The 22,474-nt window shown below is 55.8% G+C and carries 16 protein-coding genes; all 16 read left to right on the forward strand.

The features are described 5' to 3' along the window. The first annotated feature begins 68 nt into the window (after positions 1–68). Positions 69–629 (forward strand): aminoacyl-tRNA hydrolase, encoded by a 561-nt coding sequence (pth, locus tag U9M73_RS18030; protein ID WP_009226346.1) that lies wholly within the window; start codon positions 69–71, stop codon positions 627–629. An 85-nt stretch (positions 630–714) separates the two neighbouring features. Beyond that, the gene (gene fin, locus U9M73_RS18035; RefSeq protein WP_323078411.1) at positions 715–945 is read left to right on the forward strand and encodes an anti-sigma-F factor Fin; all 231 of its coding nucleotides are present in this window, start codon (positions 715–717) and stop codon (positions 943–945) included. Between the two features lie 158 nt (positions 946–1,103). Further along, positions 1,104–4,628, forward strand: a complete 3,525-nt coding sequence (gene mfd / locus U9M73_RS18040) for a transcription-repair coupling factor (RefSeq protein WP_260071389.1) — start codon at positions 1,104–1,106, stop codon at positions 4,626–4,628. After that, complete coding sequence (locus tag U9M73_RS18045; RefSeq protein ID WP_260071390.1) at positions 4,615–5,775, forward strand: peptidylprolyl isomerase; 1,161 nt, start codon at positions 4,615–4,617, stop codon at positions 5,773–5,775. The genes mfd and U9M73_RS18045 overlap by 14 nt, the downstream gene beginning before the upstream one ends. A gap of 314 nt (positions 5,776–6,089) precedes the next feature. Beyond that, positions 6,090–6,632 (forward strand): stage V sporulation protein T, encoded by a 543-nt coding sequence (spoVT, locus tag U9M73_RS18050; protein ID WP_009226342.1) that lies wholly within the window; start codon positions 6,090–6,092, stop codon positions 6,630–6,632. Between the two features lie 206 nt (positions 6,633–6,838). After that, on the forward strand, positions 6,839–8,494 hold the full coding sequence (locus tag U9M73_RS18055) for a polysaccharide biosynthesis protein (RefSeq protein ID WP_260071391.1): 1,656 nt from the start codon (positions 6,839–6,841) through the stop codon (positions 8,492–8,494). 138 nt (positions 8,495–8,632) lie between these two features. Then, a complete protein-coding gene (gene yabN, locus U9M73_RS18060; RefSeq protein WP_260071392.1) occupies positions 8,633–10,129 on the forward strand; it encodes a bifunctional methyltransferase/pyrophosphohydrolase YabN in 1,497 nt (498 codons plus the stop codon). A 195-nt stretch (positions 10,130–10,324) separates the two neighbouring features. Further along, on the forward strand, positions 10,325–10,597 hold the full coding sequence (locus U9M73_RS18065; protein ID WP_009226339.1) for an HU family DNA-binding protein: 273 nt from the start codon (positions 10,325–10,327) through the stop codon (positions 10,595–10,597). Beyond that, the gene (locus U9M73_RS18070; RefSeq protein ID WP_009226338.1) at positions 10,597–10,878 is read left to right on the forward strand and encodes an RNA-binding S4 domain-containing protein; all 282 of its coding nucleotides are present in this window, start codon (positions 10,597–10,599) and stop codon (positions 10,876–10,878) included. The genes U9M73_RS18065 and U9M73_RS18070 overlap by 1 nt, the downstream gene beginning before the upstream one ends. A gap of 504 nt (positions 10,879–11,382) precedes the next feature. Next, the gene (gene hydE, locus U9M73_RS18075; protein WP_323078418.1) at positions 11,383–12,441 is read left to right on the forward strand and encodes a [FeFe] hydrogenase H-cluster radical SAM maturase HydE; all 1,059 of its coding nucleotides are present in this window, start codon (positions 11,383–11,385) and stop codon (positions 12,439–12,441) included. Positions 12,442–12,541: 100 nt separating this feature from the next. Then, entirely contained in the window at positions 12,542–13,534 is a 993-nt protein-coding gene (locus U9M73_RS18080; protein ID WP_260071394.1) for a 2-oxoacid:acceptor oxidoreductase family protein, read from the forward strand. Between the two features lie 63 nt (positions 13,535–13,597). Beyond that, on the forward strand, positions 13,598–15,889 hold the full coding sequence (locus U9M73_RS18085; protein WP_323078421.1) for a thiamine pyrophosphate-dependent enzyme: 2,292 nt from the start codon (positions 13,598–13,600) through the stop codon (positions 15,887–15,889). 37 nt (positions 15,890–15,926) lie between these two features. Next, positions 15,927–16,430 carry an NADH-quinone oxidoreductase subunit NuoE gene (gene nuoE, locus U9M73_RS18090; RefSeq protein ID WP_036646164.1) on the forward strand — a complete coding sequence of 168 codons (504 nt, stop codon included), beginning with the start codon at positions 15,927–15,929 and terminating at the stop codon, positions 16,428–16,430. 16 nt (positions 16,431–16,446) lie between these two features. Beyond that, positions 16,447–18,333 (forward strand): NADH-quinone oxidoreductase subunit NuoF, encoded by a 1,887-nt coding sequence (nuoF, locus tag U9M73_RS18095; protein WP_311202284.1) that lies wholly within the window; start codon positions 16,447–16,449, stop codon positions 18,331–18,333. An 18-nt stretch (positions 18,334–18,351) separates the two neighbouring features. Next, positions 18,352–20,088 carry an NADH-dependent [FeFe] hydrogenase, group A6 gene (locus U9M73_RS18100; RefSeq protein WP_323078423.1) on the forward strand — a complete coding sequence of 579 codons (1,737 nt, stop codon included), beginning with the start codon at positions 18,352–18,354 and terminating at the stop codon, positions 20,086–20,088. A gap of 201 nt (positions 20,089–20,289) precedes the next feature. After that, entirely contained in the window at positions 20,290–21,726 is a 1,437-nt protein-coding gene (hydG, locus tag U9M73_RS18105; protein WP_323078424.1) for a [FeFe] hydrogenase H-cluster radical SAM maturase HydG, read from the forward strand. Positions 21,727–22,474: the final 748 nt, after the last annotated feature.

Genomic DNA, 22,474 nt, shown 5'->3' on the forward strand with positions numbered 1-22,474 from the left:
TAGTTTAACGAACAATCAAGCACCAGAGGCGGTTTGAAGATACATTAGCGTTTGGAGGGACATGACCCATGAAGTGGATCGTAGGGCTCGGCAATCCGGGAGCCCAATATGAGAAAACCCGGCATAATATCGGCTTTATGGCCGTGGATGAGCTGGCGCGCCGGCATGGCATCGAGATCAAGCAAAGCAAGTGCAAGGCTTTGATTGGAGAGGGGATGCTGCCGGGCGGGAAAGTCGTGCTGATCAAGCCGATGACCTACATGAATTTATCTGGCGAAGCGGTGCGCGCTTATATGGACTACTATAAGGCGTCGATTGAAGACATGATCGTGGTGTACGACGACCTCGACACCGAGTTGGGGCGTAATCGGCTGAGATATCAAGGCAGTGCCGGTGGGCACAACGGCATTAAGTCGATCATTCAACATATCGGCACGCAGACGTTTAACCGAATTCGGATGGGCATTTCCCGGCCGGAGCCAGGGTATGCGGTCGTAGATTATGTTCTGTCGCCGTTTCCGAAGAAAGATAAGCCGCTGCTCGATCAGTCCATTCAAGCGGCATGCGATGCATTGGAATATAGCCTGGACCATACCTTCGAACAAACGATGGCGAAGTTTAACGGCTAAATAATTGATCTAGCAGGGTCGATAGGCTAAAAGCCGTCCGCTTGGGGCATACTGGAGACATAATGAATCTTCAGGAGGCATATAGATGGCTGTAAACTATGTTTGTCGGCACTGCCGGACGGTGATTGGTAGAATCGAATCGCCTCAAGTCACAGAAGCCCAATTAGGCTTCCATTCCTTGACCCCCGATGAGCGGAGAGATATAATAGCGTATGATTCAAACGGCGAAATGACGGTCCGGGTGACCTGCGACTATTGCAAGGAAGCACTTGATCATAACCCGGAACTGATGCTGCTCGCCAATCCTTTGCAGTAGACTGCAAGCTACGAGGAACAATGGACAAATTTACCGGAATATACGGTTATAGAGCCTTGGCACGTTGCTGAGGCTCCTTTTTGGTTCGGGTAAGCTGGACTTACCCTTTTCGTCTAGCCATAGATTTCTATCCATCAGCAGTAAGAGAGGTGCCTCATTTGCTACAAGCACTTATTGAAGCTTTTTCACGCGATACCGATTTTGCTTCGACGGTTGCGGGCATTAATTCGGGCATGAAGGAGCAGTTGATTTCCGGCTTGTCGGGTTCATCCAGGCAAGTGATGCTAGCCGCGCTGCATCAGGAAACGAAACGGCCGCTGCTCGTCGTGACCCACAATATGTTCTCCGCACAGAAAATGTATGAAGATTTACAGGAAGCGCTATCACCGGATCAGGTGCTGATGTACCCGGCGAATGAGCTGGTTGCTGCCGAATCGGCCGTATCCAGCCCGGAAACGCTGGCCCAGCGGATCGAGGTGCTGCTGCAATGCTCCCGGGGATTCCGGGGCATCGTGGTGGTGCCTTATTCCGGTATTCGCCGCTATATCCCAACGCCGGAGGCCATGGCCGAAGCGGGACTGACCGTCCGGCTCGGGGGCACGCTGGAGCTGGAGCGTTTCATGGCTCAAATGGTCGAGCTGGGCTACGAGCGGGTCGAACGAGTGGAATCCCGCGGCGAAATGAGCCTGCGCGGGGGCATCATTGACTTTTATCCACTGACAGCGTCCATGGCTTACCGGGTGGAGCTGTTTGATGATGAAGTTGATTCGATCCGGACCTTTGATCCGGCAGATCAGCGATCGGTGGACCAGATCAAGGAAGTGTTCATTCCACCTTGCAAGGAACTGATCGCAACGAAGGAACGGATGGGCCAGGCAGCGCAGGCGTTATCCGAGAAGCTGGAGATCCAGCTGGACAAGATGACCGACCGCCAGGCCAAAAATCGTCTCCGCGAAGAGATGTACAAAGAAATCGAAATGCTGCGCGAGCATGTTTATTTTTCGGAAATCTATAAATATATTTCTTTGATCTATCCAGAGCGAAAAACGTTATACGACTACATGCCAGAGGATACGCTGCTTCTGCTGGACGAACCGTCGCGCCTGCTGGAAACGGCCAAGCAGCTGGAACGCGATGAGGCGGAGTGGAATCTGCACCTGTACCAGAACGGGAAGAGTCTCCCCGACCTGCCGCTTGCGGTGGACGTGGATCATCTGATCTACCATCGTCCGTTCCAGACGTTGTTTCTGTCATTGTTCCTGCGTCAAGTCCCGCATTCCCAGCCGCAAAATATCGTGAATTTCGTTACGCGGGCAATGCAGGATTTTCATGGGCAAATGAATGTCTTAAAGGCAGAGATGGAGCGTTGGAAAAAAAGCGGCGCCCACGTCATCATGTTGGCCAGCACCGAAGAGCGCGTGGATCGGATGCGGCGGGTGCTGCAGGATTACGGCATTGATGAGCCTCAATTACTGCAAGGCAACCTGCAGTCCGGCTTCGAACTGCCTTCTGTACACCTCGTCGTGATTACCGAAGGCGAGATGTTCTCCCAGAAGCAGCGCAAAGCGCGCCGCGTCGCCAAGAGCATGGACAATGCCGAACGGATCAAGAGTTATACCGAGCTGAAGGTCGGCGATTACGTCGTTCACCAGAACCACGGGATCGGGAAATACATGGGCATCGGTACGCTGGAGGTCGGCGGGATCCACAAGGATTACATGCATATCCTCTATGCCGGCGGCGACAAGCTGTCGGTACCGATCGAACAGATCGACATGATTCAGAAATACGTGGGTTCCGAGGACAAGGAACCGAAGATTTATAAGCTGGGCGGCAACGAGTGGAACCGCGTGAAGAACAAGGTTCGTTCCTCCGTCCAGAACATCGCCGACGATTTGATCAAGCTGTACGCTGAGCGGCAAGCTGCCCCGGGGTATGCCTTCGAGAAGGACACTCCGGAGCAGCAGGAATTCGAAGCGATGTTCCCGTATGAGGAAACTCCGGACCAGCTGCGGGCCATTGAGGAAATCAAGAGAGATATGGAACAAAGCCGTCCAATGGACCGCCTGCTGTGCGGTGACGTTGGTTATGGCAAGACTGAAGTCGCTATCCGCGCGGCCTTTAAGGCAGCGATTGAAGGCAAGCAGGTTGCCGTGCTTGTGCCAACGACGATTTTGGCGCAGCAGCACTATGAGACGTTCCGGGAGCGGTTTGCCGGTTATCCGATCAACATTCAGACGCTTAGCCGTTTCCGCAGCCGCAAGGAGCAGAACGAAACCATCAAGGGGATTCGTCAGGGCACGGTGGATATCGTGATCGGAACCCACCGCATTTTGTCGCAGGATCTGGTCTTTAAAGACTTGGGACTGCTGATCGTTGACGAAGAGCAGCGGTTTGGCGTCACCCATAAAGAGAAGTTAAAGAAACTGAAAACCAACGTAGACGTGCTGACGCTGACGGCGACCCCAATTCCGCGGACGCTGCATATGTCCATGCTGGGCGTACGGGATCTGTCGGTCATTGAAACGCCGCCGGAAAACCGGTTCCCGGTGCAGACGTATGTCGTCGAGTACAGTCAGTCGCTCGTGCGCGAAGCAATCGAACGGGAAATGGCGAGGGGCGGACAGATTTATTACCTGTATAACCGCGTGCAAGGGATTCATGAAATTGCCGCACAAATCTCTATGCTCGTGCCGGAAGCGCGAGTTGTCGTTGGTCATGGGCAGATGTCGGAGCAGGAGCTGGAGAAGACGATTCTCGATTTTCTTGACGGGGAATACGACGTCCTGGTCAGCACCAGTATCATTGAAACCGGAGTGGACATTCCGAACGTCAATACGCTGATCGTGCATGATGCGGACAAGATGGGCTTGTCCCAGCTGTATCAGCTGCGCGGCCGTGTTGGACGATCCAACCGGATTGCCTATGCTTATTTCACATATCAAAAGGATAAGTCCTTAACCGAAGTTGCGGAGAAACGGCTGCAGTCGATTAAGGAATTTACGGAGCTCGGTTCCGGCTTCAAAATCGCCATGCGCGACTTAGCCATCCGCGGCGCCGGGAATTTGCTTGGTGCGGAGCAGCATGGCTTCATCGCTTCCGTCGGCTTTGATCTGTATTCGCAGATGCTGGCGGAAGAAATTCAGAAGCGTAAAATTACGATGCTTGGGGAGACCCCGCCGGCTGAGGCGACTTGGAACACCACGATCGATTTGGGCATCGACGCGTATTTGCCGTCGGATTACATCTACGACAGCATTCAGAAGATCGAGATCTACAAGAAGACAGCCTCTGTGCAGACTTTTGAGGACGTGGCCGAGTTGGAGGACGAGTTGCTCGACCGGTTCGGGGAGCTGCCGGATGCCGTGCAGAATCTCCTGGCGGTTGCCCGCGTCAAGTTGTACGGCAAGCAGTATGGCATCGAGTCGATGACGCTGCGGGGCGAGGAAGTGACGATCAAGTTCTACGAAGGACAGGAACAGGCCATCGTTCCGAGCAAGCTTGCGGAAGTTGGCAATCTATTCGGAAGATGTGTACAATTTAGTCAAGGGTCCGTGATGCTTATCCGGATAAATACCAAGGGAATGGACGACAAAGAAATGATGGGCTTGCTGGAGCAGTTTCTCGGCGCCCTGAAGGATGCGTTCAAAGTGAAAGGGGAACTACAGAATGTTTCAAAGTAAAAGGCGCTCATGGAGAATGCTGCTGATTGCGCTTGTAACGGTACTGGCTTTTTCCGTTATGGCTGGATGCGGCAAGAATGCAAGCTCGGGAGGGAAAGATACGAGTAAGGTTATTGCGACGTACGAAGGCGGCGAAATTACGGAGAACGAATTCGACCGCGAGCAGCGGATCGTGCTTGCCCTTCAGCCGCAAATGGAACAATTCATGCAAATGGAAGACTTCCGTCAATATTTGGTGAAGCAGGAGATCGCGTATGAATACCTTGAAGCCAAAGCCGACGAGAAGACGAAAGAAGCCGGCAAGAAGAAAGCCGAGGAGCAGTTTGATTTGATGAAATCGTCCTACGGCGAAGAGAACTTCAAAAATATGCTGGACGCCCAGAAGGTATCCGAAGCTGAATTCAAGGACTATATGGTTCGGATTTATACCGTGATGGAAGGCGAACGGCAGAAGATCTCTGAGGATGATGTGAAGAAGGAATTCGAAGCGACAAAACAGGACTATACGACGGCTTCGGTCCGCCATATCCTGATTAACTTCACCGATCCAGACGGCAAAGAGCGGACTGAAGAGGAAACGCTCAAGCTGGCGAAGGAAGTGAAAGCGAAACTGGACAAGGGCGAGGATTTCGCCGCGTTGGCGAAGCAGTACTCCGAGGATCCGGGCTCCAAGGATAACGGCGGTTTGTACGAGAACGTGGAAGTGAGCAACTGGGTAGAAGCTTTTAAACAAGCTGCTTTGACCCAACCGCTGAACCAAATTGGTGATCCAGTGAAGACGGAATATGGCTACCACATCATTCGCGTGGAATCTCGGACCGAGAAGAAATTTGAGGATCTGACGCAGGAACAGAAGGACATGATCCAAACAACGCTGGCCTCGAACAAATTGGACGAGTTCATGGCGGGGGATCTAGAGAAGAAGATCATCAAGAAAATCGACTTGCCTAAAGTGGAAACGAGCACCGGCGAAAATGGCACGGGAACGGACACCAATGCGGGCAATGGCTCCAATGCAGGAACTGACGCGGGTACGAATGCCGGTACAGAAGGGTCCGGCAATGCCGGAAACACCGGAACGGGCAGCAACACGGGCAACGGTGCTGCCAACAATGCCGGCTCCAACAGCGGCAATACGAGCAAATAAAGCAGAGCTTAGGAAGCAGCGCGGAGAAGGTTTGCGTTGCTTTTTTTGCGGACGGACCTATTGTTCCTTATACGCATCCAGCTGTTAAAAATCATGGTTCATTATGATGAATAAGGTGTTCGCCCGGGATGAATACTATGGTCAGAATCACAGAACAAGCCATCCCTGTCCCCACCTTCGGCCGCTCGTTTTGGCGAAGCTTATGGCGCATACATCTGCGTAAGCCGCAGATTACGTATAAAGTCCGATTAGGTGAAGCTTTAGGAAATCAAGCCGTAGTTCAAAACTTCTAAGAAAGCGGGGCATCAAGTGAAATGAAAGCTACTGGTATTGTACGCCGTATCGATGATTTAGGCCGTGTTGTTATCCCTAAGGAAATCCGCCGAACGTTGCGGATTCGGGAAGGAGATCCGCTCGAAATCTTTGTGGACCGGGATGGAGAAGTGATTTTGAAGAAATATTCGCCGATCGGGGAATTGGGCGATTTTGCCAAGGAATATGCGGAGTCGCTGTATGAGAGCACCAGCCATATTACCTTAATCTCCGACCGGGATACGATTATTGCTGTCGCAGGCGCTTCCAAGAAGGAATACCTGGATAAGCAAATTAGTTCCTTGCTGGAGAGCAGCATGGATAGCCGTAAAATCATCATGGAAACAGCGTCTGGATCGTACGAAATTACGAAGGATCATCCAGAAAACATCTCTTCGTTTGTCATTGCGCCAATTATTGCTGGCGGTGACCCGATCGGGACTGTGGTGCTTGTGAACAAGGACGATTCTGTGAAGATGTCCGACTTGGAATCGAAAATGGCGGAGACAGCTGCCGGTTTTCTCGCAAAACAGATGGAGCAATAAAAAGAACTCAAGATATCCGCAAGACGCATGGAGGAACTTACACACACCGCTGTTTGGGGCGGACGCCGTCCGTCCGAAACGTAGAGGGATGTGTAAGTTTTTTTGTGTTGGGGCTTAGGAAATGGCGATGGCCTCCGTTTCGTCTTATAATGGAACCTGTTAGCTTAAAAAACATGCTGATGACTGTTAAAGCAAAGTAGGTTGCCATGATGGAAACGAAGGAAAGCCTGTCCTCCAAGCTGCTAAAGGGAGCGGCCGTTCTGAGCGCGGCGGCGCTAATCACCAAGCTGCTGGGAATGCTGCAGAAGATCCCGCTGCAAAATATCGGGGGAGACGGCGTATTCGGCATTTATAATACGGTATACCCTTTGTACACCCTGCTGGTTACGCTCACGACCTCGGGGTTTCAGGCGGCGGTGGCCAAATTTATTGCGGAACGCCAGGCCCCTGGGCTGGAACGGGAGCGGAGCGAGGTGCTGCGACTGGCATCGGCGACGATGCTGGTGTTGGGGGTTGCCTTTGCGGTGCTGCTTTACTTTGGCGCCCCGGTATTATCGCAGCTCATCGGAAGCAGCTTGTTGATTCCGGCTTTTCGCGGCGCGGCGCCTGCGCTGCTGCTCATCCCGGTGGCGGCGGCGCTGCGGGGATATTTTCAGGGACACCAAAATATGACGCCGACCGCGGTCTCCCAGGTGGTGGAGCAGGCCATTCGTGTCACGGTGATGATCGTCCTGCTGCTGGCGTTAAGCCGGCTGGGAGCCGCTGATGCGGATCTTGCCGGAGGGGCACTGGTCGGCTCCTCTGCGGGAGCAGCTGCGGGTCTTGCCGTGATGCTGCTGTATTGGCGGGGCTATACCCGTTCTTCGCTGCAGCGGCGGGAAGCCGGACCATCGGCGGAGGCGGATCAGCCGCTGACTGACGAGAAACGATTGTTGCCTCGGGAAACAAGGGGGCAGCGATGGTCCGCGCTCTTCAAGGTTGCGCTGCCGATCAGCTTGGCCTCGCTTGGGGTGCCGCTGATCAGCCTGGTGGATACGTTCACGCTGCCGCGGCTGCTTTCCGCCCATGGGGAGGAGCTGCAGATCATGGCCCAGGTGGGGATTTACAACCGGGGTATCCCGTTGGTTCAGCTCGTCACGATGCTGGCGACGTCGCTGTCGGTGTTGTTTGTGCCCGCGATGGCCGAGCTGCAGATGAAGGGAGATACCGGGGCGATCCGGCGTCAGGTGCAGCTGGCCTTGCGCTGGTTCTGGCTGATCGGCCTGGCGGCTTCGCTGGGCCTGGCCTTGCTGGCTGCGCCCATCAACGTCATGCTGTACGAGGATGCGGCGGGATCGGCCACCTTGGCTTGGGTGGCCTGGACGGCGGCGCCCGGCGCGCTGGTCGCGGCGACGAGTGCCCTGTTACAGGGCCTCGGCCACGTGCGCGCCCCGGCGCTGCACCTGCTCGCTGCGGCATTGCTCAAGACCGCGTTAAACGCGGTGCTCGTGCCGCAGCTTGGCATCACCGGCGCCGCCATCGCCGGCGTCGCCGCGTACGGCGCAGCAGCGGCGCTGAACGCCGCGCTGCTGCTGCGCCGGGTCCAGCTGCGTCCGCGCCTGCGGGACGCGCTGCTGCGCCCGGCGGCGGCCGCCCTGGCGATGGCCGCCGCGGTGCTGGCGCTGCGCCTCGCCGCCGCCGAGCTGCCCGCAGGCCGCGGGGGGGCCGCGGCCGTGAGCCTGCTCGGCGTGCTGCTTGGCGCAGCCGTGTTCGTCGCAGCCGTGCTGCGCACACGGCTGCTCAGCGCGGCAGAGCTGGGCGCCCTGCCGCGGATCGGCCCGAAGCTGCTGACGCTGCTTCGGAAGCTGCGGCTGCTGCCGTAGCGCTCTGCGCAGCTTGCTGCTTGCCGTTGCAGCGGAACTTACTGCGGTTACCGCCGGATGGCGCAGAAAATTTCAGTTTCGCCGCCAGCAATGGTATAGTAATAACATGCTGAACGGACAGGGAGTGAAAGGCATAACATGAGCGCAACCATTACAGTGGTCGGCCTCGGCTCGGGAGATCCCGACCGGCTGACCTTAGGCAGCCTGAAGCGGCTGCAGGAGGCGGAAGAACGTTACGTCCGGACGAAGGACCATCCGGTGGTGGACTGGCTGGAGCAGACGGGCGTCCAATTTACTTCGTTCGACGAGGTGTATGAAGCGAAGGACGATTTTCCTTCCGTTTATGAGGAGATTGCCTCCAGACTGTTAGCGCGGGCTGAAGCAGGGCGACAGGGAGAGAATATCGTATACGCTGTTCCTGGGCATCCGCTGGTTGCCGAAGCGACGGTGAAGCTGTTGCGGGAACGCTGTCCGGAGCATGGAATCTCGCTCGATATCATCGGCGGGGAGAGCTTCCTGGACGAGGCCTTCGTTCGTCTGGGCTTCGATCCGATCGAAGGGTTCCTCCTGTTAGACGCCTCGGAGGTCCGGGGGGAAGCGATCGATCCGAGACGGCATACATTAATAGGGCAAGTTTATGACCAGATCACTGCTTCGGAAGTCAAGCTGGGGTTAATGGAGCTGCTGCCTGACGATTATCCGGTCGTTGTGGGACATGCCCTTGGGGTGGCGGGACAGGAGCGGATCGAGCGGGTTCCGCTGTTTGAACTGGATCGTATGACCGGCTACGGGAACCTGTCTCTGGTCTATGTGCCGGCCAGCGAGGACGATACGCTTCGCAACCGCAGCTTCCAGCGGCTTCATGAGATCGTGTCGATTTTGCGCAGTCCGGGTGGATGTCCGTGGGATCGCGAGCAGACGCATGAATCGATTCGCAAAAATCTCATCGAAGAAACCTACGAGGTGCTGGAGACGATCGACGACGACGATCCCGACCACATGCGTGAGGAGCTTGGCGATCTGCTGCTGCAAATCATGCTCCATTCCCAGATGGAGGAGGAGACCGGCACTTTTACGGTGTATGATGTCATCCAGGAGCTGAATGAGAAGCTGATTTACCGCCATCCGCATGTCTTCGGCAATTTGAGTGCGGAGGATGCCGAGGCGGCGCTGAACAACTGGGAAGCGATGAAGGCCGAGGAGAAGAAACGCAAAGGCATCCAGCCGGAGCGCCAATCGGTCATCAGCGGGGTGCCGCGTGATTTGCCGGCATTGATGAAGGCATACAAGCTCCAGAAGAAGGCGGCCAAGGCCGGATTCGATTGGGAGGATATCGACGGGGTTTGGTCCAAGCTGGAGGAGGAGATCCGCGAGCTGAAGGAAGCCGTCGCGCAAAAGCAAGATCCTGAGTCGCAGGAGCTGGAGCTGGGCGACGTGCTGTTCTCGGTGGTGAATGCTGCCCGGTACATCGGAGTTGATCCGGAGCAAGCCCTCTCGCGGACGATCCGCAAATTTACGGAGCGGTTCCATTATGTCGAGGAACGGCTTCGCGAACAGGGCAAAACACCTGGCGACAGCACATTAGCCGAAATGGACGCCTTATGGGACGAAGCTAAGTCGAAAGAACGGGAATGATGGGAGAAAAGGACTAAATTTCAGTTTTTTTGAGAAAAAAACAAAAAAAAGTTCCTAAGAGTGCAGGATTTTTCAAATCAAGCAAGAATACTCATACAAAGATAACCATCTGGCGCTGGGTAGGCTTGAAGGCAGGCCTGAAGCCTATAGTGCCAAGGTATCACCTATTTCTTTAATTATTGGGAGGCATTATTAATGAACAAAACAGATCTGATCAACAACATTTCCAGCAAAAGCGGTTTGACGAAAAAAGACGTTGAATCCGTATTGAATGGTTTTCTCGGCGAAATTACCGATGCACTTGCTAGCGGCGACAAAGTTCAACTGATCGGCTTCGGTACATTCGAAACTCGCAAACGCTCCGGTCGTACGGGCCGCAACCCGCAAACCGGCAAAACAATCGAAATCCCAGCTTCCACAGTTCCGGCATTCAAAGCGGGCAACAAACTTAAAGAAGCTGTAAAATAATGCGTCTCGATAAATTCCTGAAGGTATCGCGGCTGATCAAGCGGCGCACCGTGGCGAAGGACGTCTCCGAACAAGGCAGAGTTCTGATCAACGGGCGCGAATCCAAACCGAGCAGTACGGTGAAGGTGGGCGACGAAATTACGGTTCAATTCGGCCAGAAGCTGGTGACCGTGCGCGTCGAACGTCTGGTCGAAACGACTCGTAAGGATGAAGCTGCTTCGATGTATACCTTAATCAAGGAAGAGCCCATCGCAAAAGAGACCGGTCTGGACTGGTCCTGACATAGTGACGCTCAGAGCATGTTCCGTTTCTTCGGGGCATGCTCTTTTTTAACCTCATGAGGTGTAAAAAATATCCTAGCCAAACTGTGAATTCATGATAATATAGTAAATACACTTACTAATGTTTTCGATAAGCACACATCTGCTTCTTAGAGAACACCTCTGAATCAACCTCATGTTTAAATCATCGACGCTGCACATGCGGCACACCTCTACGAAATGAAATCGCGCCTAACGATCAAGCAACTTTCATACTAACGATCGAACAACCAAACGAAGCAGGAAATGAAGAAACAGGCAACAACAAACCAACTAGAGCAGCAGATCCTATCGTCGCTCAGGCTGCAGCTCACTATTCAGAAACCGGGGTGATCCAATCAACGAAGATAATTTAAAACGCTTACAAAGTGAAAATATTCACAACTATTTCGTTCATCATTTTTCACGACAGCCATAGGGTATACCAAGGTCCATAATCCAGTCTATCCAAAGGATGATTGCCTGATGAAACAGCTCGTGCACAAGCTCTATGCGCGGGGAGAGCTCTCCAAGGAGGAGCTCGTCGATCTACTGGAGCATATGGATGTCGAAACGCGCAAGGAGCTCTTCCGATTGGCCCGTCTAAGGCGGGAGCAGGCTTACGGGGACAAGGTGTATATGCGCGGTTTGATTGAATTTTCAAGCTACTGCCGGCGGAACTGCTTGTATTGCGGACTGCGGGCCGGGAATCGCGAAGCGGAGCGTTATCGGCTCAGCCCGGAGGAGATTCTCGAATGCTGCCGGGAAGGATACGAGCTGGGCTTCCGCACGTTTGTGCTCCAAAGCGGGGAGGATCCCTGGTATACGGCCGATCTGCTGGCTGCCTTAATCCGGGAGATCAAAGCGGAGTTTCCGGATGCGGCCATCACCTTATCCATCGGCGAGCGGGAGGCGGAAACTTACCGATGGCTGTATGAAGCGGGGGCGGATCGCTTTTTGATGCGTCATGAAACCGCTTCCCGAAGGTTGTACCAGGCGCTGCATCCTTCAATGTCCTTTGATCACCGGCGCCAATGTTTGGAGACGCTGCAGTCGATCGGCTATCAAGTTGGTGCAGGCTTTATGGTCGGGTTGCCCGGCCAGACCGCGGAGGATTTAGCGGAGGACTTGAACTATCTCCAAACGCTAAACCCAGACATGATTGGCATTGGCCCGTTTATTCCCCATGATCAGACCCCGCTTGGCAATGCGAAGGCCGGATCGCTGGAGGATACACTGGTTATGGTCGCGCTGGCCCGCCTGTTCCTTCCCGAAGCCTTAATTCCCGCGACAACCGCGCTTGGTACGTTACACCCGGAAGGAAGGGAGTTGGCGCTGAAGGTCGGGGCCAATGTGGTCATGCCCAATCTGTCACCCGTTGCCGTCCGCAAGAAATACGCTTTGTACAACAACAAAATCTGCACGGGTGATGAATCCGCCCAGTGCAGGCATTGCCTTGAGCTCCGGATTGAAGCCGCGGGCTTTTCCGTAGATATGGGAAGGGGGGACAGCCTGAAGGCGCTGGCAAGCCGCCGTCATGCTTAGTCATCGTTGCACAGAAGTCGGTTGAGTCAAGAGATGAGGCATTTTTATTTCGTTATTATTCGTGAATTATTTCACAAAAAACGTAGAGGAGACATGGCGAATGAGCATATTGACCAAAACCAATGACCTTGGCTTTTTTGAAATTCGGCTGGAATCTATCGGCGGGCTCGGCGCCAATCTGGCCGGGAAGATGCTGGCGGAATCCGGGGTGCTTGGGCTCGGCCTAAATGGAGCAAGCTTCTCGTCTTATGGTTCGGAGAAGAAGGGCTCCCCGGTGAAGAGCTTTATCCGCTTTTGCGAGCCGGACGTGGAGATCCATGACCACAGCCCAATCGAGGAACCCCACGTCATCGGCGTGTTCCATGAAGCGTTGCACAAGACGGTAAATGTCCTAAGCGGCTTGAAGCCGGACGGAATCGTGTTGGTGAACTCAACCCGCGATTTTGAGGAAATTCGGCGCGACTTGAAGTTCCCTTACGGGACGCTCGCTGTGGTGGACGCGATGGGGATTGCCATTGACGAGCATACGAAGGTGAACACCTCGATGCTGGGGGCGTTGTTCCGGATATGCGATTTTTTGGATCCAGATTCGATGCGCGAAGTGATTCAGCATACATTCCAGAAAAAATACCCGCACTTGGTGGAGCCCAATCTGCGTACGTTCGACCGGGGGTATCATGAGGTGCGCTTCCAGACGATCCCGGCTCCCGAGGGGGTACAAGGGATACAATTCGAACGGCCGCAGCCGCTGCTCGGCTATAAGACGCAGGCGCCGGGCGGCATTATCCGGGCGCAGGGCAACAGCCTGCTGAAGGATTTGAGCGGCTCCCGACAGGGTTTTGTGCCGGAGCTGGATACGGACAGCTGCATCCATTGTGCTAACTGCGACTCGGTTTGTCCCGATCTGTGCTTCGTGTGGGAAGCTGGGGAGGACAAGAAGGGGCGCCCGCAAATGTTCTTGAGCGGAATCGACTACCAATATTGCAAAGGTTGCCTGAAATGCGTGGAAATCTGCCCAACGGGGGCGCTTAGCATGCGTCGGGAGGAACCCGGATATGCCGACAGCCACCGCGTCGCTCACGTCTTTCAGTAGAGGTTTTTTTCCAAGGTCAAGGTATTTTGAACTCGCAGAAGAGCCTAAAGGAGGACTTTATCGATGTCTATAACCGAAGAGAAAATCACGAAAATGACGCTGGCGGAACAAACGACGGCCTTCGAGTCAGGCAATGAAGCGGCAGCCATGGCGGCGGCTCAGATCAATTACCATGTGATGGGGTATTTTCCGATCACGCCGTCCACGGAGATCGCGCAAATACTGGACCAGAAGAAGTCGCAAGGCCTGCATGATATCCAGCTGATTGCAGCGGATGGGGAGCATGGCTCGGCGGGGATCTGTTACGGGGCAGCACTCGCTGGGGCTCGGGTGATCAATGCGACCAGCGCCAACGGGTTCATGTACATGATCGAACAGCTGCCGGTGCAGTCCGGGACGCGGTTCCCGATGGTGCTGAACCTGGTCACGCGCGCGATCAGCGGTCCGCTGGATATTCGCGGCGACCACTCCGATTTGTATTTCGCGCTGAACACCGGCTGGTTGATCCTGACGGCGAGCACCCCGCAAGCGGCATACGACATGAACATCATGGCGCTGAAGTGGTCGGAGCATCCAGAGGTTCGTCTGCCAGTGATCGTTGCCTATGACGGGTTCTTCACGTCTCATCAGAAACGGAAGTTAAGTTATTTCAAGGACGCCAAGACGGTCCGGGCGTTCGTAGGTGAAACGCCGCCGGTCGGATTTGATAACGTAGTCGATCCGTCGCGGCCGATCTCGGTTGGCGCGCATATGAACGGCGATGACCTATTGAATAACCACTACCAGCTGCACCTGGCTCAGGAGCGGGCAGCCGAAGTGTATCAACAAATTGCTGCCGAATATAAGGCGATTTCGGGACGCGATTACCCGGTGCTCGAATTGTATCAAATGGAGGATGCGGAGGTCGCTTTATTTCTGCTGAACTCGGCGGCGGAAACGGCCAAGATCATCGTGGATAAGCTGCGGGGTCAGGGGATTAAAGCGGGGCTCATTCGGCCGAACGTCATCCGGCCTTTCCCGGCGGAGGAGATCCGCACCGCGCTGCGGGGCGTCAAAGCGCTGCTGGTGGGGGAACGCGCCGATTCCTACGGCGGCAAAGGCGGCAATATGACGCATGAAATCCGCTCCGCGCTGAAGCTGGACCCGGCGAACCAAACGATCGTCTTGTCCCGCGTGTTTGGCCTGGGCGGTAAAGACTTCTATCCGGATGAAGCGGAAGCGTTCTTTAACCTGGCCGTTGAGGCGATGAACCAAGGCGAAGCTGCGGTGCCGTTCGATTATTTTGGGCAGGTGCCCGGGGATCCGGTGCACGAGCTCAAACCGATCTTGACGCCGCAGCACGGCGATGCCTTTAACAGCGGGCTGATTCAGGTGACGCCGGATGAGGCAACCGGCAAGCTGAAGGTGAAGCTGCCGCCGCTGCGCAGCCTGACGGCGAAGCCGAAGCGGCTGGCGCCGGGCCATGGGGCATGTCCGGGCTGCAGCGCGATCTCATCACTGGAGCTGTTTTACAAAGGGATTGAAGGTGACGTGGTCACGTTGTTCCAGACCGGTTGCTCGTACGTCGTTACGGCCGGGTACCCTTATACCTCGCATAAGCAAACATTCATCCACAACCTGTTCCAGAACGGGGCCGCAACCGTGGCCGGTGTCGTCGAAGCGTTCTGGGAGCGGAAGCGCCGCGGCGAGATCGACGTCTCGGATAACGTGACCTTTATCATGGTGACCGGTGATGGCGGGATGGACATTGGCATGGGGCCGGCGATCGGCTCGGCGCTGCGGAACCACAAGATGATTATTTTGGAATACGACAACGAAGGGTACATGAACACCGGCTCACAGCTCTCCTACTCCACGCCGCTGGGTCATCAGACCAGCACGTCCGGTGTAGGCAAGGCGCAGAAGGGGAAAGCGTTCCACCACAAGGATACTCCGCAGATCATGGCGGCGACGAATATCCCGTACGTGTTTACCGGGGCGGAAGCTTTCCCGCAGGACCTGATTATGAAGGCGGCCAAAGCGCAGTGGTACGCACAACATGAAGGCTTGGTTTACGGAAAAGTGCTTAGTACCTGTCCGCTCAACTGGCGGTCTGAGGATCAGCTCGGTACGAAAATCCTGCAAACGGCAGTAGACTCCTGCTTCTTCCCATTGTACGAAGTCGAGCATGGCGTGACGAACATCACCTACAATCCGGAGGCGAAAAACAAGCGGATCTCGCCGCAGGAATGGTTGAAGCTGATGGGTAAAACGAAGCACATGCTGCATGACCAGGAACTGCTGGATGCCTTCGAGGAAGAGGTCAACCGGCGTTGGGAACGGCTCAAGCTGAAGCACGAAAGTCCGCTGCTTTAAGGTCAGCATTCGGATGATGAAGGGAGAGAAAGCGAAGATGGAAGAGACTTGCCGTTGTGCGAAGGATGAGGAGCGGCTGCACCGGGTGGGGGAAATCATCGATCAGTTTCGCCAGCTGCCGGGCGCGCTGATCCCGGTGCTCCACGAAATTCAGGATTTGTATGGCTATCTGCCGGAGGAAGCGCTGCAGATCGTTTCGCGGGAGCTGGGAATGTCGATGGCTGAGATTTACGGGGTGGCGACGTTCTACTCTTTTTTCTCGCTGGAGCCCAAGGGAGAGCATATCATCCGCGTCTGCATGGGGACGGCTTGTTACATTAAGGGCGCGCAAGGGGTGCTGGATCGCTTGAGCCAGGAGCTGAACGTTCCGGTCCAAGGGACGACGGCCGACGGGAAATTCACGCTGGATGCGACCCGGTGTCTGGGGGCTTGCGGTTTAGCGCCGGTCATGACCATTGGGGAGAAAGTGCATGGCCGGCTGACGCCAAACGAGATACCGAAAATACTGAAGCAGATGCGCACACCTGTACAGACGCATTAGAAGGGATGGTGGAACGATGAAAACGTTGTTGGATCTCGAGGGCATTCGAACGTCGCAGCTTAGCCGGCTGGTCCGCCGTAAGCTGGGCAAGGTCGAGGCTGTTGAAGGGGGCGTTGCCGAGCGTTCTGTCATGATTTGCGGCGGCACAGGCTGTACCTCTTCGGACTCGATGTTCATTGCGGAAGCCTTTGAGCAAGCGGTGGCCAGCCAAGGGATTCAGGACAAAATCGAGATTGTCCGGACGGGCTGCTTTGGGCTGTGCGAGCTGGGGCCGGTCGTGATCATTTACCCGGAGGAGGTATTCTACAACCGGGTGAAGGTGAAGGACGTAGCGGAGATCGTCGACAAGCACCTGCTTCAGGGCAAAATCGTCGATCGCCTCGTCTACCGACAGTCGCTGGAGAAGGACGGGCGGATCAAGCCGCTGCATGAGGTCGACTTCTTCCGCAAACAGCAACGGATCGCGCTGCGTAACTGCGGGACGATCGATCCGGAGGACATTGACGAATATATCGCCATGAATGGGTATAAAGCGTTGCATAAGGTCCTGACGACGATGGAGCCGGCGCAGGTTGTCGCCGAGGTGAAGGAAGCAGGCCTTCGCGGACGCGGGGGCGGCGGGTTCCCGACCGGTATTAAGTGGGAGACGGCGGCGAAGCAGCAGACGGGGCCAAAATACATGATTTGCAACGCCGACGAGGGCGACCCGGGCGCGTTTATGGACCGCTCGATCCTGGAGGGCGATCCGCACTCTGTACTGGAAGGCATGGCGATCGCCGGCTACGCCATCGGAGCGAATCACGGCTTCATCTACGTACGGGCGGAATATCCGATCGCCGTGCGCCGGGTGCAGGCGGCGATTAAGCAGGCCCGGGATTACGGGCTGCTGGGCGAGGATTTGTTTGGCACCGGCTTCTCCTTTGATATCAGCGTCCGTCTGGGAGCTGGGGCGTTTGTCTGCGGGGAAGAGACGGCGCTGATGAACTCCGTCGAAGGCAAGCGCGGCATGCCGAACCCGAAACCGCCGTTCCCGGCCGTCAGCGGGTTATGGGGGCAGCCGACGGTGATCAATAATGTGGAGACGCTGGCTAACGTGCCGATCATTATGCTCAAGGGCGCTTCGTGGTATGCGAGCATCGGGACGGAAAAGAGTAAAGGCACCAAGGTCTTCGCCTTGGGCGGCAAAGTCGTCAACACCGGGCTGGTGGAGGTGCCGATGGGGATTACACTGCGCGATGTGATCTACGAAATCGGCGGCGGGATTCCCGGCGGCAAAGCGTTTAAAGCGGTGCAGACCGGGGGGCCGTCCGGCGGCTGCTTAACGAGCGAGCATCTCGATCGGCCGATCGATTACGATACGCTGCTCAGCTTGGGGTCGATGATGGGCTCGGGCGGCATGCTCGTGATGGACGAAGAGACGTGTATGGTCGACGTGGCCCGGTATTACCTCGACTTTACGCGTGACGAATCGTGCGGGAAATGCGCGCCTTGCCGGATCGGGACCAAACGCCTGCTGGAGATTTTGGAGAAAATCACGGAAGGCAAAGGAACGATGGAGGACCTGGAAGCGTTGGAGGAACTATCTGAGCAAATTAAGGCGGCTTCGCTGTGCGGGCTCGGCCAGACGGCGCCGAATCCGGTGCTGTCCACGCTGAAGTATTTTCGCGAGGAATATATCGCCCATGTGGTCGACAAGAAATGTCCTGCCGGCGTTTGCCGCTCGCTGATTACGTACACGATCGATCCGGAGAAATGCCGCGGCTGTACCCTTTGTGCCCGGAAGTGCCCGGCGGAAGCGATCTCGGGCGAGATGAAAGAGCCGCATGTCATCGATCCGCAGCTGTGCATCAAATGCGGAATTTGCTTCGACAGCTGCAAATTTGAAGCGATCTATAAGAGCTGAAGGGGGGAGAGTTCGAGCATGGATACGGTGAAATTATGGATTGACGATATGGAAACGGAAGTGCCGAAGGGAACAACGGTGCTCCAGGCTGCCAGCGGACTAGGCATTCACATTCCTACCCTTTGCCATCTGCAGGGCATGAACCACCCGTCCAGCTGCCGCGTCTGCTTGGTGGAGTCGGGCCCCCGCCTGATCGCTTCGTGCACGCTGGTGGCCGAGGACGGCATGCGGATTCGGACGAATACGCCGCGGGTGCGGAAAGCCCGCAAAACGACGGTTGAGCTGATTCTGTCGGATCACCATCGGGAATGTCTCACCTGCCTGCGCAGCGGAACCTGCGAGCTGCAGGAGGTGGCGAATCAAATTGGGGTGCGCGATGTGCGATATGCGGGAGGCAAGGCGCGGTCGACGGTTGATATCTCGTCGCCGTCGATCGTGCGCGACACTTCAAAATGCCTGCTGTGCGGCCGGTGCGTCTCCGTGTGCAGCGAGGTGCAGACTGTGGGGGCCATCGGGTTCACGAACCGCGGATTCAACACGGTGATTGGGCCGGCTTTGGGGCGGCCGATCGGCGAATCGGTCTGCGTGAACTGCGGGCAGTGCATCATGGCTTGTCCGGTTGGCGCGCTGCAGGAGCGGGAGAATGTGGGCGACGTGTGGCAGGCAATCGCTGACCCGCATAAATTCGTCGTTGTGCAGACGGCTCCGGCGGTGCGCGTCGCCTTGGGCGAGGAGTTCGGGATGCCGATCGGGACGCGGGTGACGGGCAAGATGGTCGCCGCGTTGCGCCGGCTTGGCTTCAACAAGGTGTTTGATACCGATTTTGCCGCCGACTTAACGATTATGGAGGAGGGCACCGAGCTGGTGCATCGCTTGGCCACCGGGGAGAACTTGCCGCTGATGACCTCCTGTTGTCCGGGCTGGGTGAAGTTTGTGGAGCATTTCTTCCCGGATATGATGGAGAATCTGTCGAGCTGCAAATCGCCGCATGAGATGGAAGGGGCGATGATCAAGAGCTATTTCGCCCAAACCATGGGGATCGATCCGGGGAACATTGTGGTGGTGTCGATCATGCCGTGTACGGCGAAGAAGTTTGAGGCACAGCGCGAGGAGCTGGCTCACGAGTCGTTACCGGACGTCGATTACGTGCTGACGACCCGGGAGCTTGCGCGGATGATCAAAGAGGCGGGGATCGATTTTGTGAACTTGAAGGGCGAGACGTTCGACAACCCGTTTGGCGAAGCTTCGGGGGCCGGCGTGATCTTCGGCGCGACCGGCGGGGTGGCCGAAGCGGCGCTTCGCACGGTGTTCGAGCTGGTCGCCGGCGAAGAGCTGGAGACGGTGGAATATACCGCAGTACGCGGAATGGACGGCATGAAGGAGACGACGGTGGAGCTGCCGGACGGCCGGATGATCCGCACGGCGGTGGTTCACGGGCTCGGCAACGCGCGTAAGCTGATGTCGATGATTCAGTCCGGTCAGCGCCAATACGAGTTTATTGAAGTGATGGCTTGTCCGGGCGGTTGTATCTGCGGCGGCGGGCAGCCGATCGTGGGTGCGAGCCTGCGGGATACCCTCGACGTGAAGGCTGCCCGAGCCAAGGCGATTTATGACGAGGACGAAGCGTCTACGGTTCGGAAATCGCACAAGAACCCGTATATCCAGCAAATTTATCGCGAGTTTTTGGAGAAGCCGAACAGCCATAAGAGCCATAAGTATTTGCATACACATTATTTGGTGCGCTCTCGTTATTAGCTTTTTGCCGTTGCGTGTGGGGTATCGGTGTTGCGCTTTGAGCGTTGAGCGTTGAGCGTTGAGTGTTGAGTATTGAGTATTGAGTATTGAGTATTGAGTATTGAGTGTTCATCGTTGAGCGTTAAGTGTTAAGTTGCTTTTGTCCATACAGTCTCGAAGGGGTTCAGAAGTCATTTTGGCATCTCACAGGGAGGGATGGGGATGAGCAGGTCAGATCAAAGGCAGGCAGCGGACTTCATCCGGGATGAGACCATTGTGTCAGCGCTCGCTTACGGGTCGCGGCTAGCCCGCGACCGTAAAAAAGTGCTGGCGATTCTGGAGCGTGCCCGGACCGCCAAAGGCATCAGTGCGGAGGAAGCCGCCGTCCTATTGAACGTGGAGGACGATGTATTGCTGGAGGAGATTTACCATGCGGCACGCGAGGTGAAGGAACGCATTTACGGGAATCGGATCGTCTTGTTTGCTCCTTTATATGTCAGCAACTATTGCGTCAATAACTGCGAGTATTGCGGCTATAAGCTGTCGAATAGGGGCATGGTTCGGCGGCGGTTGAACCGGGAGGAGCTGATCCGAGAAGTCGAGGTGCTGCAGCAACTGGGGCATAAGCGGCTGGCACTGGAGGCCGGGGAGGATCCGGAGCATTGCCCGATCGATTACATTCTTGAATGCATTGAAACGATCTACTCCGTGAAGGTCGACAACGGAAGCATTCGCCGGATTAACGTCAATATCGCAGCGACGACGGTGGAGGATTACCGCAAGCTGGCGAGCGTCGGGATCGGCACGTATATCCTGTTCCAGGAGACGTACCACCGCCCGACCTACAGCCGCATGCACCCCAAAGGGCCAAAACGCGATTACGACTGGCATACGACGGCGATGGACCGCGCGATGCAAGCCGGCATCGACGACGTTGGCGTGGGGGTGTTGTACGGGCTGTATGATCACAAATACGAGACGATCGCCATGCTGATGCATGCCGAGCATCTGGAAGCGACGTATGGCTGCGGGCCACACACGGTTTCCGTCCCTCGCTTGCGGGCGGCGGACGGCGTGGATCTGAACAGCTTCCCGTATCTCGTGAACGATCATGAATTTAAGAAGATCGTGGCCGTGTTACGGCTCGCGGTGCCTTATGCCGGCATGATTCTGTCCACCCGTGAGGACTCGAAATTCCGCGACGAGGTCATCAAGCTGGGGATCTCCCAGATCAGCGCAGGCTCGTGCACCGGCGTTGGCGGTTATACCAACACGTACGGCAGCGAGGGCCAAGCGATCTCAAGCAGCGATACCGCCCAGTTCGAGGTAGGTGACCACCGTTCGCCGCTGGAGATGATCAAGTCGCTGTGCCGGGACGGGTATATACCGAGCTACTGCACCGCTTGTTACCGGGAGGGGCGGACGGGCGACCGTTTCATGCGGCTGGCCAAATCGGGCCAGATCCACAACATCTGTCATCCCAACGCTCTGCTCACTTTGCAGGAGTATTTGCTGGACTACGGGGATGACGAAGCCCGGGAGATGGGAGCCACGCTGATCAAAAACAATCTCCGCCGCATCCCCAAAACCTCCGCCCGCGATGCGACGATCAACCGCCTGCAGCGTCTCAAGGAAGGCGAGCGGGATTTGTACTTCTAGCCCGGGGCCCGCGGAAATCAAAAACCTTCAATGCCACCTTAGCGGGTGGCGTTGAAGGTTTTTTTGGCGCCAATATGCTGATTATTCGGCATCTCGCCCAGTTGCCAACTCCATTCCGCTTGCCACGGTACAGGGTACACTTACTGCGCTCAACCCCCGGCTAGCGCTTTATTTCGCCTGCGGACTCCGGCGTGCGGCGTGTGGCTAACCCATTATTTCGCCTACGGACTCCGGCTAACGCTTGCCAGAGTGCTTATTTGGGCCAAATGAGGGGGATTTCATTTCTAACGCTTGTCAGCGAGCTTATTTGCATCAAATGGCCTCGTTTTGGGTGCGAAACAGGAAAATAAGCTCTCTCATAAGCGTTACATTTTGAAAATCCCCATTTTGGGCCCAATAGCGTTGCTGGCAAGCGTTAGAGGTTCGTTTCGCCGTGGTTGCTCCTCTAGTGTCTCTGCTGTCTCTAGTGTTGTTGCTCTGCTAGTGTCTCTGCTGTCTCTAGTGTTGTTGCTCTGCTAGTGTCTCTGCTGTCTCTAGTGTTGTTACTCAGCGAGTGTCCCTGCTGTCGCTAATGTTGTTACTCAGCGAGTGTCCGTACTGTTAGTTACTGTTGTTATTCCACCAATGTCCGTGCTGTTTGCTACTGTTTTTGTTTTGCCAATCTCTGCTGACACTACTATTGTGCTCTTTCAGTATCTATTGCTGACGCTAATGTTGTTGATCCGTGAGTGTCACTGTTGTCACTATT

Source organism: Paenibacillus phoenicis (assembly GCF_034718895.1).
Lineage (GTDB): Bacteria > Bacillota > Bacilli > Paenibacillales > Paenibacillaceae > Fontibacillus > Fontibacillus phoenicis.

Bases quoted from the DNA above. Each gene is read 5' to 3' on its own strand.
- nuoE (WP_036646164.1), top strand. From the start codon at position 15,927: ATGGAAGAGACTTGCCGTTGTGCGAAGGATGAGGAGCGGCTGCACCGG.
- U9M73_RS18045 (WP_260071390.1), top strand. From the start codon at position 4,615: ATGTTTCAAAGTAAAAGGCGCTCATGGAGAATGCTGCTGATTGCGCTT.
- U9M73_RS18080 (WP_260071394.1), top strand. From the start codon at position 12,542: ATGAGCATATTGACCAAAACCAATGACCTTGGCTTTTTTGAAATTCGG.
- U9M73_RS18085 (WP_323078421.1), top strand. From the start codon at position 13,598: ATGTCTATAACCGAAGAGAAAATCACGAAAATGACGCTGGCGGAACAA.
- spoVT (WP_009226342.1), top strand. From the start codon at position 6,090: ATGAAAGCTACTGGTATTGTACGCCGTATCGATGATTTAGGCCGTGTT.
- hydG (WP_323078424.1), top strand. From the start codon at position 20,290: ATGAGCAGGTCAGATCAAAGGCAGGCAGCGGACTTCATCCGGGATGAG.
- pth (WP_009226346.1), top strand. From the start codon at position 69: ATGAAGTGGATCGTAGGGCTCGGCAATCCGGGAGCCCAATATGAGAAA.
- hydE (WP_323078418.1), top strand. From the start codon at position 11,383: ATGAAACAGCTCGTGCACAAGCTCTATGCGCGGGGAGAGCTCTCCAAG.
- yabN (WP_260071392.1), top strand. From the start codon at position 8,633: ATGAGCGCAACCATTACAGTGGTCGGCCTCGGCTCGGGAGATCCCGAC.
- U9M73_RS18100 (WP_323078423.1), top strand. From the start codon at position 18,352: ATGGATACGGTGAAATTATGGATTGACGATATGGAAACGGAAGTGCCG.
- nuoF (WP_311202284.1), top strand. From the start codon at position 16,447: ATGAAAACGTTGTTGGATCTCGAGGGCATTCGAACGTCGCAGCTTAGC.
- fin (WP_323078411.1), top strand. From the start codon at position 715: ATGGCTGTAAACTATGTTTGTCGGCACTGCCGGACGGTGATTGGTAGA.
- U9M73_RS18070 (WP_009226338.1), top strand. From the start codon at position 10,597: ATGCGTCTCGATAAATTCCTGAAGGTATCGCGGCTGATCAAGCGGCGC.
- U9M73_RS18065 (WP_009226339.1), top strand. From the start codon at position 10,325: ATGAACAAAACAGATCTGATCAACAACATTTCCAGCAAAAGCGGTTTG.
- U9M73_RS18055 (WP_260071391.1), top strand. From the start codon at position 6,839: ATGATGGAAACGAAGGAAAGCCTGTCCTCCAAGCTGCTAAAGGGAGCG.